The sequence below is a fragment of the Klebsiella ornithinolytica genome (assembly GCF_030505655.1).
GTDB lineage: Bacteria > Pseudomonadota > Gammaproteobacteria > Enterobacterales > Enterobacteriaceae > Klebsiella > Klebsiella ornithinolytica.
The window spans coordinates 1,086,275-1,099,611 of the sequence record NZ_CP130153.1 but is presented as its reverse complement, the minus strand read 5'-3'; the positions used below and the strand labels follow the sequence as shown (position 1 = coordinate 1,099,611).

14 protein-coding genes are annotated in these 13,337 nt (G+C 59.5%); 11 read left to right on the top strand and 3 right to left on the bottom strand.

Annotation, left to right across the window (positions count from 1 at the left end; genetic code table 11):
- Nucleotide 1: 1 nt before the first annotated feature.
- The 3 genes from hycC to hycA form a co-directional block, all read right to left on the bottom strand.
- Entirely contained in the window at nt 2-1,828 is a 1,827-nt protein-coding gene (gene hycC / locus Q1L34_RS05245) for a formate hydrogenlyase subunit 3 (RefSeq protein WP_015585875.1), read from the bottom strand.
- Entirely contained in the window at nt 1,825-2,433 is a 609-nt protein-coding gene (locus Q1L34_RS05240; protein ID WP_004866887.1) for a 4Fe-4S dicluster domain-containing protein, read from the bottom strand. Before Q1L34_RS05240 ends, hycC begins: the two co-directional genes overlap by 4 nt.
- Nucleotides 2,434-2,515: 82 nt before the next feature.
- Nucleotides 2,516-2,965: a formate hydrogenlyase regulator HycA gene (hycA, locus tag Q1L34_RS05235; RefSeq protein WP_004866889.1), complete on the bottom strand. Its 450-nt coding sequence runs from the start codon at nt 2,963-2,965 to the stop codon at nt 2,516-2,518.
- A 211-nt stretch (nt 2,966-3,176) separates the two neighbouring features.
- Here hycA and hypA point away from each other — a divergent pair, with 211 nt between their 5' ends.
- From hypA to Q1L34_RS05180, 11 genes are all read left to right on the top strand, one after another.
- Complete coding sequence (gene hypA, locus Q1L34_RS05230) at nt 3,177-3,527, top strand: hydrogenase maturation nickel metallochaperone HypA (protein ID WP_004866890.1); 351 nt, start codon at nt 3,177-3,179, stop codon at nt 3,525-3,527.
- 81 nt (nt 3,528-3,608) lie between these two features.
- Nucleotides 3,609-4,481 (top strand): hydrogenase nickel incorporation protein HypB, encoded by an 873-nt coding sequence (gene hypB / locus Q1L34_RS05225; protein WP_113990871.1) that lies wholly within the window; start codon nt 3,609-3,611, stop codon nt 4,479-4,481.
- Nucleotides 4,472-4,744, top strand: coding sequence for a HypC/HybG/HupF family hydrogenase formation chaperone (locus Q1L34_RS05220; RefSeq protein WP_004866894.1), 273 nt, complete (start codon nt 4,472-4,474; stop codon nt 4,742-4,744). Before hypB ends, Q1L34_RS05220 begins: the two co-directional genes overlap by 10 nt.
- Nucleotides 4,744-5,865 carry a hydrogenase formation protein HypD gene (gene hypD / locus Q1L34_RS05215; protein WP_004866895.1) on the top strand — a complete coding sequence of 374 codons (1,122 nt, stop codon included), beginning with the start codon at nt 4,744-4,746 and terminating at the stop codon, nt 5,863-5,865. Before Q1L34_RS05220 ends, hypD begins: the two co-directional genes overlap by 1 nt.
- Nucleotides 5,862-6,872 carry a hydrogenase expression/formation protein HypE gene (gene hypE / locus Q1L34_RS05210; RefSeq protein ID WP_004866898.1) on the top strand — a complete coding sequence of 337 codons (1,011 nt, stop codon included), beginning with the start codon at nt 5,862-5,864 and terminating at the stop codon, nt 6,870-6,872. Before hypD ends, hypE begins: the two co-directional genes overlap by 4 nt.
- A gap of 251 nt (nt 6,873-7,123) precedes the next feature.
- On the top strand, nt 7,124-9,181 hold the full coding sequence (gene flhA / locus Q1L34_RS05205) for a formate hydrogenlyase transcriptional activator FlhA (RefSeq protein ID WP_160873360.1): 2,058 nt from the start codon (nt 7,124-7,126) through the stop codon (nt 9,179-9,181).
- 38 nt (nt 9,182-9,219) lie between these two features.
- The gene (locus Q1L34_RS05200; RefSeq protein ID WP_004866901.1) at nt 9,220-9,648 is read left to right on the top strand and encodes a TOBE domain-containing protein; all 429 of its coding nucleotides are present in this window, start codon (nt 9,220-9,222) and stop codon (nt 9,646-9,648) included.
- A 197-nt stretch (nt 9,649-9,845) separates the two neighbouring features.
- Nucleotides 9,846-10,763, top strand: a complete 918-nt coding sequence (locus Q1L34_RS05195; RefSeq protein ID WP_004866903.1) for a metal ABC transporter substrate-binding protein — start codon at nt 9,846-9,848, stop codon at nt 10,761-10,763.
- The gene (locus tag Q1L34_RS05190) at nt 10,760-11,581 is read left to right on the top strand and encodes a manganese/iron ABC transporter ATP-binding protein (RefSeq protein WP_004866905.1); all 822 of its coding nucleotides are present in this window, start codon (nt 10,760-10,762) and stop codon (nt 11,579-11,581) included. Before Q1L34_RS05195 ends, Q1L34_RS05190 begins: the two co-directional genes overlap by 4 nt.
- Nucleotides 11,578-12,429: an iron/manganese ABC transporter permease subunit SitC gene (gene sitC / locus Q1L34_RS05185; protein ID WP_004866907.1), complete on the top strand. Its 852-nt coding sequence runs from the start codon at nt 11,578-11,580 to the stop codon at nt 12,427-12,429. The genes Q1L34_RS05190 and sitC overlap by 4 nt, the downstream gene beginning before the upstream one ends.
- Nucleotides 12,420-13,277, top strand: a complete 858-nt coding sequence (locus tag Q1L34_RS05180) for a metal ABC transporter permease (protein WP_327204383.1) — start codon at nt 12,420-12,422, stop codon at nt 13,275-13,277. The genes sitC and Q1L34_RS05180 overlap by 10 nt, the downstream gene beginning before the upstream one ends.
- Nucleotides 13,278-13,337: the final 60 nt, after the last annotated feature.

Sequence of the window (13,337 nt, the reverse complement as noted above, 5' to 3'; positions counted from 1 at the left end):
CTCAGGCTCCTCGCGAAATGACAATAACCACCAGCGCCGCCAGCTCAAGCAACGCCACGCCGCGGAACAGCGCAGGCGCCGAGGCGGACTGCCAGCCGGGAACCAGACGCACCGGATTCAGCCAATGACGCAATTTCAGCAGCGGCGCAAAGGCCTCTTTAACCGGCATGGCAAAACCATGAGCGGTGATGACCATCGATTTTTCATGGTCGTAGCCGCAGACCCATGCCGCACCGCGGGAGCGTGCGGGCAGACGATCGCCTTTAAAGAAGATCATCAGCAGGAACGGCAGCAGCGGACAGGCCAGCAGCAGAATGGCGATCAGCGGCTGCGACACCACGCTTGAGATCTGCGCCTGAACCGGTAGTACCCCGCCGACCAGCGTCAACAGCCACGGCGCGGCGACCCCGCCCGCCACGCAGCAGAGCGCGGCGAGTAGCACGCTGACCGTCATCAGCAGCGGGGCGCCGGTGGCGTTCTCCGCTTCCGGAGTCCGCGGGGCGCCGAGGAAGGTCACGCCGTAGACTTTCGCCATACACATCACCGCCAGCGCGCCGGTCATTGCCAGGCCAACGGCCAGCAGCGGCCCAAGCAGACGGCCGATAAAGGCGTCGCCGGTGCTCAGTTTGAAGAAGGACTGGTAGATAACCCACTCGCCGGCAAAGCCGTTGAGCGGCGGCAGCGCCGCCATCGCCATCAGGCCGATCAGCATAGCGAGCGAAATCAGCGGCATTCTTTTGCCCAGCCCGCCCAGCTTTTCGATATCGCGGTGGCCGGTACGGAACCACACGGCGCCGGCGCCAAGGAACAGCGTCGTTTTGAACAGACTGTGGTTGATCAGGTGGTACATGCCGCCGATGAAGCCCAGCACCATCAGGCTACTGCTGTTGAGCGCCAGACCGGTGACGAAGGCGCCAAGTCCCAGCAAAATAATGCCGATATTTTCGAGGGTGTGATAAGCCAGCAGGCGCTGAATATTGTGCTCCATCAGGGCGTACAGTCCGCCGATAAACGCGGTTATCATCCCCACGACCAGCAGCAAGACGCCCCACCACAGCGGCGGCGTGCTCCCGGCAAGCGAGACCGTCAGCATGCCAAACAGCCCGACTTTCATCACCACCGTGGAGAACAGAGCGGCGGCCGGCGCGCTGGCCCCGGCGTGCGCCTGCGGCGCCCAGCCGTGGAGCGGGATAACGCCCGCCAGCAGCGCGAAACCGACGAGCGCCGGCAACCACAGCAGCATATTTTGCGGAGCGTGGGCGGCGAGCAGACTAATCTGCCCCAGGTCAAGAGTGCCGTAGAAAGACCACACCAGCCAGCAGCTCCACGCCATCAGCAGCGTGCCCAGACGTCCCAACGCAAACCACAGCTTTGCGGATTGCGCGCAGCCGGTCAGAAATGCTCCGCACAGGGCCATCATCTCCGCCATGACCACCAGCGTGCCGAAGTTTGTTGCCACCACGGCGCAGGTTGCTGAAGCCAGCAGCAGATTGACCAGCAGGCCGTTGGCTTTCACCTGCGAATGACGATGCCAGGCGATATTAAACAGGGCGACAGGCAGGGCGCTGAGGCCAATGGCGAGCAGCCATAGCGCATTGATGCCGTTCACCCGAGCCGGTAAAGAGAGCATCTGCAGCATGCCGTCGCTCACCTGCTCCGGGGTTATCAGCGTCGCGATAGCGGCGACGATCAGCATGGCGCTGGCCACCGCGCCGCCGATCCCGGCAATCGCACCGCTTAACGGTTTTCTCAGGGTAAAGATAAATGCCAGCACGCCGCTGGCGGCATACCACAGCACCGCCTGGTTGACTAAAGAGATCGCGCTCATTTCACGCCCTCCTGTTGCGACTGAAACAGCGACAAATCGCCGAGGTCGGTATTAAAGGTCAGCTCACGCTTGCGCTTGCTGGCCTGGGCGATATCGCGGATATCCACCAGCAGCAGCGCTTTCGTCGGACATGTACGCACGCAGGCGGGTCCCTGCTCATCGAAATGGCACAGGTCGCATTTCACGGCGATAGCGCGCACGCCGGGTACCCAGTCGAGCAGCGAACTGACGCGAGCGGGCGCCGGCGGCGCAGCGGGTGCCATAGGGGTATTGGCATTAGCCGGAATATCCAGCGGACGACTGCCGGAAAATTCAATCGCCCCGAACGGGCAGGCAATGGCGCACAGCTTGCAGCTCACGCACAGGCTTTCATTCAGCTGAACCGCGCCATCGACGCGATTGATCGCATTAACCGGACACACGGCGGCGCAAGGGGCGTCTTCGCAGTGGTGGCACATTTGCGGCGCCGATTCTTTTTCATTACGCATGACCTGTAGTCGCGGCATGGCCTGCAGGCCGTACTGGCGATGCGTCTCTGAGCAGGCGGCTTCGCAGGTGCGGCAGCCGATACAGACGGTGGAGTCAGCAATTACAAAACGGTTCACCGGGCAATCCTCGGGTGAAAGTCATTTTTGACGAAATCAGGGAGTTCAGATGTCATTTTCGACACGTGTCGACACCTTACGATTAATGGGCCAGCGCCAGATGGCTTAAATCCACCGGCTGGTCGTGTTCCATGGCGTCATACAGACGGTCATAGACGCTGGCAATAATGGCCAGGTAATGTTCCAGCACCTGTTCGCGCGAACGGTTGCTGATCCGACCGTCAACGGTACCGTCGGATGCCAGCGTTGCCTGAGCAATCAAGCGTTTATCATCACTATTACGCGTTTCGACGTAGTACTCGATGGTGTGGTTGTTGAACCCTTCTGCCAGCGCGACATACACCTGAAAATGTTCAAACAGGACGAAGCACAGCTCTTTGTCCGGCGCGCAGCTCATCGCATGATGCAAACGCGCTTTTGACAGGGTGATGCCCTGAACCAGCGAATTGCAGTACTGGCGCCACTGATCCTGATAGCGGCGGTGACGGTCGGCGATGTAGTCCGCCTTTTCACTTATTTCCCAAATAGTCATCTCGGTCTCCCCGGTTGCATGAGATGCACCGTACAAGCATTTTCCATGCCAAATTTTAATTTATTGATATTTAATGATTTTAATAAAAAAGCCGCCCCGTACTGACATGTCGATGACATCCGTCAGCTGTCGTCATCGACAGTTCATCCGACAGTAGATATGACCTGGCATCGTTATTGCATATATGGCCCATCGCGATACGGAGGCGACCATGCACGAAATCACTCTTAGCCAGCGGGCGCTGGAAATTATTGAACAGCAGGCGCAGCAGGCCGGCGCGCGTCGGGTTACCGGCGTGTGGCTGAAGGTCGGCGCATTTTCCTGCGTGGAAGCCAGCGCATTGACCTTCTGTTTTGAGCTGGTGTGCCGCGGCACGCTGGCGGAAGGCTGCGAACTGCATATTGCCGAACAGCAGGCCGAATGCTGGTGCGAATCCTGCCAGCAGTACGTGCAACTCATCTCGCAGCACGTGCGGCGCTGTCCGCAGTGCCACAGCGACACGCTGCAGATTGTGGCGGACGACGGCCTACAGATTCAGCGAATAGAAGTGATCCACCGTTAATTCGGGTTATCTCACGGCGGCCCGAGAGTCAGCCGGCAAAGAGACAACGCGAGGATGACGGGACAGACCAGGAGTAAAACTATGTGTACGACTTGCGGCTGTGGGGAAGGCAACCTTTATATCGAAGGTGATGAGCATAACCCCCACTCGGCGTTTCGCAGCGCCCCCTTCGCGCCAGCCCCGCGCCAGACCATGACGATTACCGGCGTCAAAACCGATAGCTTCTCCCCCACCCGCTCAGCGCACGGCGACCTGCACTACGGCCACGGCGAAGCGGGTACCCATGCGCCGGGTCAAAGCCAGCGCCGGATGCTGGAAGTCGAAATCGACGTGCTGGATAAGAACAATCGTCTGGCGGCCCGCAACCGCGCGCGCTTTGCCGCACGCGGCCAGCTAGTGCTGAACCTGGTCTCCAGCCCGGGATCCGGCAAAACCACGTTACTGAGTGAAACCTTGCTGCGTCTGAAAGGAAAAACCGCGTGCGCGGTCATCGAAGGCGACCAGCAGACGGTCAATGATGCGGCACGCATTCGCGCCACCGGCACGCCGGCCATTCAGGTCAACACCGGGAAGGGCTGCCACCTGGATGCGCAGATGATTGCCGATGCCGCCCCGCGTCTGCCGCTGGCGGATAACGGCATTCTGTTTATTGAAAACGTCGGCAACCTGGTATGTCCGGCGAGCTTCGACCTCGGCGAACGTCACAAGGTGGCGGTGCTGTCGGTCACCGAAGGCGAAGATAAGCCGCTGAAGTATCCACATATGTTCGCCGCCGCCAGCCTGATGGTGCTGAATAAAATCGACCTGCTGCCGTACCTCAACTTTGATGTAGAGAAGTGTCTCGCCTGCGCGCGGGAGGTTAATCCCAACATTGAGATCATTATGCTATCCGCCACCAGCGGCGAAGGCATGGATAAGTGGCTCAGCTGGCTGGAGGCGCAGACATGTGCATAGGCATTCCGGGGCAGATCTGCGCCATTGACGGCAATCTGGCGAAGGTCGAAGTGTGCGGTATCCAGCGCGAAGTCGATCTGACGCTGGTAGGAAGCGTTGATGAACAGGGGCAGCCGCGGCTCGGCCAGTGGGTTCTGGTCCACGTGGGCTTCGCCATGAGCATCATTAATGAAGCGGAGGCCCGCGATACCCTTGAGGCGCTGCAAAATATGTTTGAAGTCGAGCCTGACGTGGGCGCGCTGCTGTACGGTGAGGAGCGATAATGCGTTTTGTTGATGAATATCGCGCGCCGGAGCAGGTGATGCAGCTGGTTGAACATCTTCAGGCGCGCGCGCATCTGCTGCCCCATACCGCCGGGCATCCGCTGCGCATTATGGAAGTGTGCGGCGGCCATACGCACGCCATCTTTAAATTCGGTCTCGACCAGTTGCTGCCGGAGAATATCGAATTTATTCACGGCCCCGGCTGCCCGGTCTGCGTTCTGCCGATGGGGCGAATCGACACCTGTATCGATATCGCCAGTCGCCCGGGGGTGATTTTCTGCACCTTCGGCGACGCCATGCGCGTGCCCGGCAAAAACGGCTCCCTGCTGCAGGCGAAATCCCGCGGCGCCGATGTGCGAATCGTCTATTCACCGATGGATGCGCTGAAGCTGGCGCAGCAGAACCCGCAGCGGGAGGTGGTCTTCTTTGGCCTCGGTTTTGAAACCACCATGCCCGCGACCGCGCTGACGCTGCGTCAGGCCCGCGAGCGCAACGTGGATAACTTCTTCTTTTTTTGCCAGCACATCACCCTGCTCCCGACCCTGCGCAGCCTGCTCGACCAGCCTGATAACAGCATCGATGCCTTTCTTGCCCCGGGCCATGTCAGTATGGTCATCGGCACCGAGGCCTACGGGTTTATCGCCAGCGACTACCGGCGTCCTTTAGTGGTGGCTGGTTTCGAACCTCTTGATCTACTGCAAGGCGCGGTGATGCTGGTTGAGCAGACAATAGCGCAGCGCAGCCAGGTCGAAAACCAGTACCGCCGCGTGGTACCTGATGAAGGCAACCCGCTGGCGCAAGCGGCGATTGCCGACGTTTTCTGCCTGTCGGGCGATAGCGAATGGCGCGGGCTGGGGGTCATCAACAACTCCGGCGTACGCCTGACGCCCGCCTATCAGCGCTTTGACGCTGAAGCCCATTTTCAGCCGGCGCCGCAGCGCGTCTGCGACGATCCGCGCGCCCGCTGTGGCGATGTGCTGACCGGCCGCTGTAAGCCGCATCAGTGTCCGCTGTTCGGGCAAGTCTGTAACCCGCAAAGCGCGTTTGGCGCGCTGATGGTCTCATCAGAGGGCGCATGCGCCGCCTGGTATCAATATCGCAGTCAGGAAAATGAAGCATGAAAAGCGTCCAGTTAGCTCACGGTAGCGGGGGACAGGCGATGCAACAGCTGATCGCCTCCCTGTTTATGCAGGCTTTCGCCAACCCGTGGCTGGCGGAGCAGGAAGATCAGGCGCGTCTCGATCTGGCGCAGCTTACCGCTCAAGGCGATCGTCTCGCCTTCTCCACCGACAGCTACGTTATCGATCCGCTGTTTTTCCCCGGTGGCGATATCGGCAAGCTGGCAGTATGCGGCACCGCCAACGATGTGGCGGTCAGCGGCGCCCTGCCGCGCTATCTCTCCTGCGGGTTTATTCTCGAAGAGGGGCTGGAGATGGCCACCCTGGAACGCGTGGTTAATAGCATGGCCCGTACCGCGCAGGCCGCTGAGATTGCCATCGTCACCGGCGACACCAAAGTCGTCCCGCGCGGCGCGGCGGATAAACTGTTTATCAATACCGCCGGGATCGGCGCCATTCCGGCGGATATTCGCTGGGGGGCGCAACAGATCGCTCCCGGCGACGTGCTGCTGGTCAGCGGCACGCTGGGCGACCACGGCGCGACCATTCTCAACCTCCGCGAACAGCTGGGGCTGGACGGCGCGCTGGCCAGCGACTGTGCGGTGCTGACGCCGCTTATTCAGACGCTGCGCGCCCTTCCCGGCATCAAAGCGCTGCGCGATGCGACCCGCGGCGGAGTAAACGCGGTAGCTCATGAGTTCGCCGCCGCCAGCGGCTGCGGCATTGAGCTACATGAACAGAAGCTGCCGGTGAACGAGACCGTGCGCGGGGTGTGCGAACTGTTAGGCCTGGATGCGCTTAACTTCGCCAATGAAGGCAAACTGGTGATTGCCGTCGCCCGGGAAGCGGCTGAGGCCGCGCTGGCGCAGCTTCAAAGCCACCCGCTTGGCCGCCACGCCGCGATTATCGGCGACGTGGTTGAGCGTACCGGCGTGCGCACGATCGGCCTGTATGGCGTGAAGCGGACGCTGGACCTTCCCCATGCCGAGCCGCTGCCGCGAATTTGTTAACGGAAGTCGGGTCCCCGGGTTGCGGCTAACGCCTTATCCGGGCTACCGACTACGCACGGACCTGTAGCCCGGCCAGGCACAACGCGAGCCGGGAAAAGTCAGCACCATTATCCGGCCCAAATCCGCAGGCAACCACGGAAGGGCTGGCGGCGGCAACAACCGCTTTATTAACATACTATTATTTGTGTCACCACTTTCTTACGTGCCGCTTTGCGGGTGCGTTTTGGACTTCAGTAATGTCGTATACACCATTGGGCGATTTCGGGCAGCAAGGGCTGTTCGATATCACCCGTATTTTATTACAGCAGCCTGACCTGGCGGCGCTGAGTGAAACGCTAACCCGTCTGGTTCAGCAATCTGCGCTGGCGGATCGTGCGGCGATTATTCTGTGGAACGCCGGGAACCATCGTGCAGCAAGGTATGGCTGTGACGAAGCGGGCCTGCCGGTCAGCTATGAAGATGAGACCGTACTGGCACACGGGCCGGTGCGTCGCCTGCTGTCGCGTCCCGATGCGCTGCACTGCGACAAGGCGACCTTCGTCGAGGCCTGGCCTCAGCTGGCCAGCAGCGGACTCTATCCAGCGTTTGGCTATTACGGCCTGCTGCCGCTGGCTGCGGAAGGCCGCATCTTTGGCGGCTGCGAGTTTATCCGCCACGACGCCAGACCGTGGACCGAGAAAGAGTTCCAGCGGCTGCATACCTTTACCCAGCTGGTTGCGGTGGTGACCGAACAGATCCAGAGTCGGGTCAGCAACAACGTCGATTACGATCTGTTGTGCCACGAGCGCGACAACTTTCGCATTCTGGTTGCTATCACTAACGCCGTGCTCTCCCGGCTGGATATCGATGAGCTGGTCAGCGAAGTCGCCAAAGAGATTCACCACTATTTTCGTATCGATGCTATCAGCGTGGTGCTACGCAGCAACCGCAAAGGCAAACTGAATATCTACTCGACCCATTATCTCGACGCCAGCCATCCGGTTCACGATCAGAGCGAGGTGAATGAAGCCGGTACGCTGACCGAACGGGTGTTTAAAAGCAAAGAGATGCTGCTGCTCAATTTACACGAGCACGACTCGCTGGCCCCGTACGAGAAAATGCTTTTTGAGATGTGGGGCAACCAGATCCAAACGCTGTGCCTGCTGCCGCTGATGTCCGGCGATACGCTGCTGGGCGTGCTGAAACTGGCGCAGTGCGATGAGAAGGTGTTCACCACCACCAACCTCAAGCTGCTGCGGCAAATTGCCGAACGGGTGTCGATCGCCGTTGATAATGCTCTCGCCTACCGCGAAATTCAGCGGCTAAAAGAGCGGCTGGTGGATGAAAATCTGGCGCTCACCGAACAGCTGAATAATGTCGAGAGCGAGTTTGGTGAAATTATTGGCCGCAGCGAAGCCATGCACAGCGTACTCAAACAGGTCGAGATGGTCGCCCAGAGCGACAGTACCGTCCTGATCCTCGGCGAAACCGGTACCGGCAAAGAGCTGATTGCCCGCGCCATTCATAATCTCAGCGGTCGTAACGCGCGACGAATGGTGAAGATGAACTGTGCCGCGATGCCCGCCGGGCTGCTGGAAAGCGATCTCTTCGGCCATGAGCGCGGCGCGTTTACCGGAGCCAGCGCCCAGCGCATCGGCCGTTTCGAACTGGCGGATAAAAGCTCATTATTCCTTGATGAAGTGGGCGACATGCCGCTGGAGCTTCAGCCGAAGCTGCTGCGGGTTCTGCAGGAGCAAGAGTTTGAACGTCTCGGCAGCAACAAGCTGATCCGCACCGACGTCCGGCTGATCGCCGCCACCAACCGCGATCTCCGGCAGATGGTCGCCGATCGTGAATTCCGCAGCGATCTCTACTATCGCCTGAACGTCTTTCCGATCCATCTGCCGCCGCTGCGCGAGCGTCCGGAAGATATCCCGCTGCTGGTCAAGGCGTTTACCTTTAAAATCGCCCGCCGCCTCGGGCGTAATATCGACAGCATTCCGGCAGAAACCCTGCGTACGCTGAGCCACATGGAGTGGCCGGGTAACGTTCGTGAGCTGGAAAACGTGATTGAACGCGCGGTGCTGTTAACCCGCGGTAGCGTGCTGCAGCTGTCGCTGCCGGAGATGAATATCGATGCGGAGACGATGACGGCCGAGGTGCTTCCGCAAGAGGGCGAGGATGAATATCAGCTGATCGTCCGCGTGCTGAAAGAGAGCAACGGGGTGGTTGCCGGGCCGAAAGGGGCGGCGCAGCGGCTGGGATTAAAGCGTACGACGCTGCTATCCCGCATGAAACGCCTGGGTATTAACAAAGATGAGCTAGTATAAGTCCTGTACTCACTTAATCAGCCACACAAGGAGATTTTATGGCGGTATCAGCACGTAACCAGCTGACCGGCACGGTCAGCGCAGTTGCCGCCGGCGCGGTCAACGATGAAGTAGAATTGACCCTCGCCGGTGGCGCAAAACTGGTGGCGATCGTCACCCATAGCAGCAAGGAGGCGCTGGGTCTGGCTGCCGGTAAAGAAGCCATCGCGCTGATTAAAGCGCCGTGGGTCACCCTGGCCACCGAGGATTGCGGCCTGAAGTTCTCCGCGCGCAATCAGTTTGCCGGGAGCGTCACCCGCATCACTGAAGGGGCGGTCAACGCGACGGTACACATCAAAACCGACGCGGGCTTCGAGATCATCGCCGTCGTCACCAATGAAAGTCAGGAAGAGATGAAACTGGTCGACGGCAGCCGGGTGATTGCGCTGATCAAAGCCTCTGCCATTCTCCTCGCCACCCGCGCGTAATCCGGACTCAAACGCCGTTTCACACGAAACGGCGTTCTTCGAAGTACCTGGCCATTTTCCCCGCGACAGACCGGTTTGCACGGCTCACCTCCCAGAATTTAAATAATAATCATTTTCATTTATAAATAGCCTGTGCTATATAACATAGCAATGGCTATAACAGATGATTAATTAACCACATTGATGTGAGGGATCCTATGCTGCACCTGCCGCCTCTGAAGCACCTGATCTTTACCGCTCTGCTCGGCCTGCTGGCGATCGCCCCGGCTCAGGCCAGCGAAAAATTCAAAGTGATCACCACCTTTACGGTGATTGCCGATATGGCGCAAAACGTCGCCGGGGAGGCGGCCCAGGTCAGCTCGATTACCAAACCCGGCGCCGAAATCCACGAATACCAGCCGACGCCTGGCGATATTAAACGCGCCCAGGGGGCACAGCTGATCCTCACTAACGGCCTGAATCTCGAACTGTGGTTTGCCCGCTTTTATCAGCACCTGAAAGGGGTCCCGGAAGTGGTCGTCAGCGAGGGCATTCAGCCAATGGGGATCAGCGAAGGTCCCTATAACGGTAAGCCCAATCCCCATGCGTGGATGTCGGCGGATAATGCGCTGATCTACGTCGATAACATCCGTGATGCGCTGATCAAATACGACCCTGCGAATGCGCAGACCTATCGTCAGAATGCCGCCCTCTATAAAGAGAAAATCCGCCAGACTATGGCGCCGCTGAAGGCGGAGCTGGCGAAACTGCCGGCAGAGAAGCGTTGGCTGGTCACCAGCGAAGGCGCGTTCTCCTATCTGGCCCGCGACAACGGGCTGAAAGAGCGCTACCTGTGGCCAATCAATGCCGACCAGCAGGGCACGCCGCAGCAGGTGCGTAAAACCATCGATATCATGAAAAAAGAGCATATCCCGACCATCTTTAGCGAAAGCACCATTTCAGATAAACCGGCGCGCCAGGTAGCGCGGGAAGCCGGCGCCCACTATGGCGGCGTACTTTATGTTGACTCCCTGAGCACCGCCGATGGCCCGGTTCCCACCTACCTGGATCTGCTGCGCGTCACGACGCAAACCATCGTCCAGGGCATCAACGATGGGATGAGGAAGCAGTCATGAACGCCGATATGCCTGGCCTCGCGGTCAACCGGGTCAGCGTAACCTATCGCAACGGCCACACCGCGCTGCGCGATGCCACCTTCAGCGTACCGCGCGGCTCAATTGCCGCGCTGGTGGGCATCAACGGTTCGGGAAAATCGACGCTGTTTAAAGCGCTGATGGGCTTTGTTCGTCTGTCCCATGGCGAGATTGCCATACTTGGCCAGCCGGTTCATCGCGCGCTGCGCCAGAACCTGGTGGCCTATGTCCCGCAATCAGAGGACGTTGACTGGACCTTCCCGGTGCTGGTGGAAGATGTCGTCATGATGGGCCGCTACGGGCATATGGGCTGGCTGCGACGGGCCAAAGCCCATGATCGGGAAGTGGTTGATGCGGCGCTGGCCCGCGTCGGGATGAGCGACTATCGCCACCGGCAAATCGGCGAGCTGTCCGGCGGGCAGAAAAAACGGGTGTTCCTTGCCCGCGCTATCGCCCAGCAGGGCAAGGTCATTCTGCTGGATGAGCCGTTTACCGGCGTTGACGTCCAGACCGAAACCCAGATCATCACCCTGCTGCGCGAACTGCGTGACGACGGCTGTACTCTGCTGGTTTCGACCCACAATCTCGGTTCGGTCAGCGAGTTTTGCGATTACACGGTGATGGTCAAAGGTACCGTGCTGGCCAGTGGACCGACGGAAACGACCTTTACCGCCGCCAATCTCGAACTCGCTTTCAGCGGCGCGCTGCGCCACGTGGTGCTCAGCGGCGGAGAAGAGCAGATTATCACCGACGATGAACGGCCGTTTATCAGCCGCCGGACGGCGGGAGGTGAAGGATGAGCTGGCTAATCGAGCCGTTCGGCTATCAGTATATGCTGAATGCGATGTGGGTATCGGCGCTGGTGGGCGGCGTGTGCGCCTTTCTCTCCTGCTACCTGATGCTGAAAGGCTGGTCGCTGATTGGCGATGCCCTCTCCCACTCCATCGTACCGGGCGTGGCGGGAGCGTATATGCTCGGCCTGCCCTTCGCCGTCGGCGCTTTTCTCTCCGGAGGACTGGCGGCGGGCAGCATGCTGTTTCTCAACCAGCGTTCGAAGCTCAAAGAGGATGCCATTATCGGTCTGATTTTTTCGTCGTTCTTCGGTATCGGGCTGTTTATGGTGTCACTCAACCCAACTTCGGTGAATATCCAGACCATTATTCTCGGCAATATCCTGGCGATCGCTCCGGAAGATATTATTCAGCTGGCGGCCATCGGCTCGATTTCAATGGCAATTCTGCTGCTGAAATGGAAAGACCTGATGGTCACCTTTTTCGATGAGAGCCACGCCCGTTCCATTGGCCTGAACACCACCGGGCTCAAGCTGCTGTTCTTCACCCTGCTGGCCGCCTGTACCGTGGCGGCATTGCAAACCGTGGGCGCCTTTCTGGTTATTTGCCTGGTGGTCACTCCGGGAGCGACCGCCTGGCTGCTGACCGACCGCTTTCCACGGCTGCTGGCGATTGCCGTCGCTATTGGCAGCCTGACCAGTTTTTTCGGCGCCTGGCTGAGCTACTATCTGGATGGCGCAACCGGCGGCATTATCGTCGTGGCTCAGACTTTGCTCTTCCTGCTGACCTTTGTCTTTGCCCCTAAACACGGCCTGCTGGCCAACCGCCGTCGCGCCAGGGAGGGCTCATGCTGCTGACCACGCTCCTCGAACCGTTCCAGTTTTCGTTTATGGTCAACGCCATGCTGGTGGCCACCATCGTCGCCATTCCCTGTGCGCTGCTGTCGGTTTTTCTGGTGCTGAAAGGCTGGGCGTTGATGGGGGATGCCATGAACCATGCGGTCTTTCCCGGCGTGGTGGTGGCCTATATCGCCGGGATCCCGTTTGCCATTGGCGCCTTTGTTGCCGGGCTATTCTGCGCCATCGCGACCGGCTATCTCGACGATAACAGTCGCATCAAGCGCGATACCATTATGGGCATTGTCTTTTCCGGGATGTTTGGCGCCGGGCTGGTGCTGTATGTCGCCATTCAGTCCGAAGTCCATCTCGACCATATTCTGTTTGGCGACATGCTGGGGATTTCCGCCAGCGATATTGGGCAAACATCGGCGATTGCACTAGTAATTGCGCTGATTATCGGACTAAAGTGGCGCGACTTTCTGCTTCACGCCTTCGATCCGCATCAGGCTAAAGCCAGCGGATTACGCTGCGGCCTGCTGCACTACGGATTGCTGTGCATGATTGCCCTGACTATCGTGGCGACGCTCAAAGCGGTGGGGATTATTTTGTCAATCTCGCTGCTGATTGCCCCCGGAGCCATTGCTCTGCTGCTGACCCGGCGTTTTATCAGCGCGCTGCTGCTGGCGGTGGGGATTGCGCTGAGCTGTTCGCTGGGCGGCGTGTGGCTCTCGTTTTACCTTGATAGCGCACCGGCGCCGACCATCGTGGTGTTGTTTACCGCGCTGTTTATTATCACCTTTGTCTGGACGTCGGTTCGCGACAATCAAACTCAGGCGATGTCCGCAGAGGCTCCGGAGCGCCGCTGACGCCTTACCCGGGCGACGACAGACCGCACGCGTTGAAGCCCGCCTGAGCGCAGCGCTAGC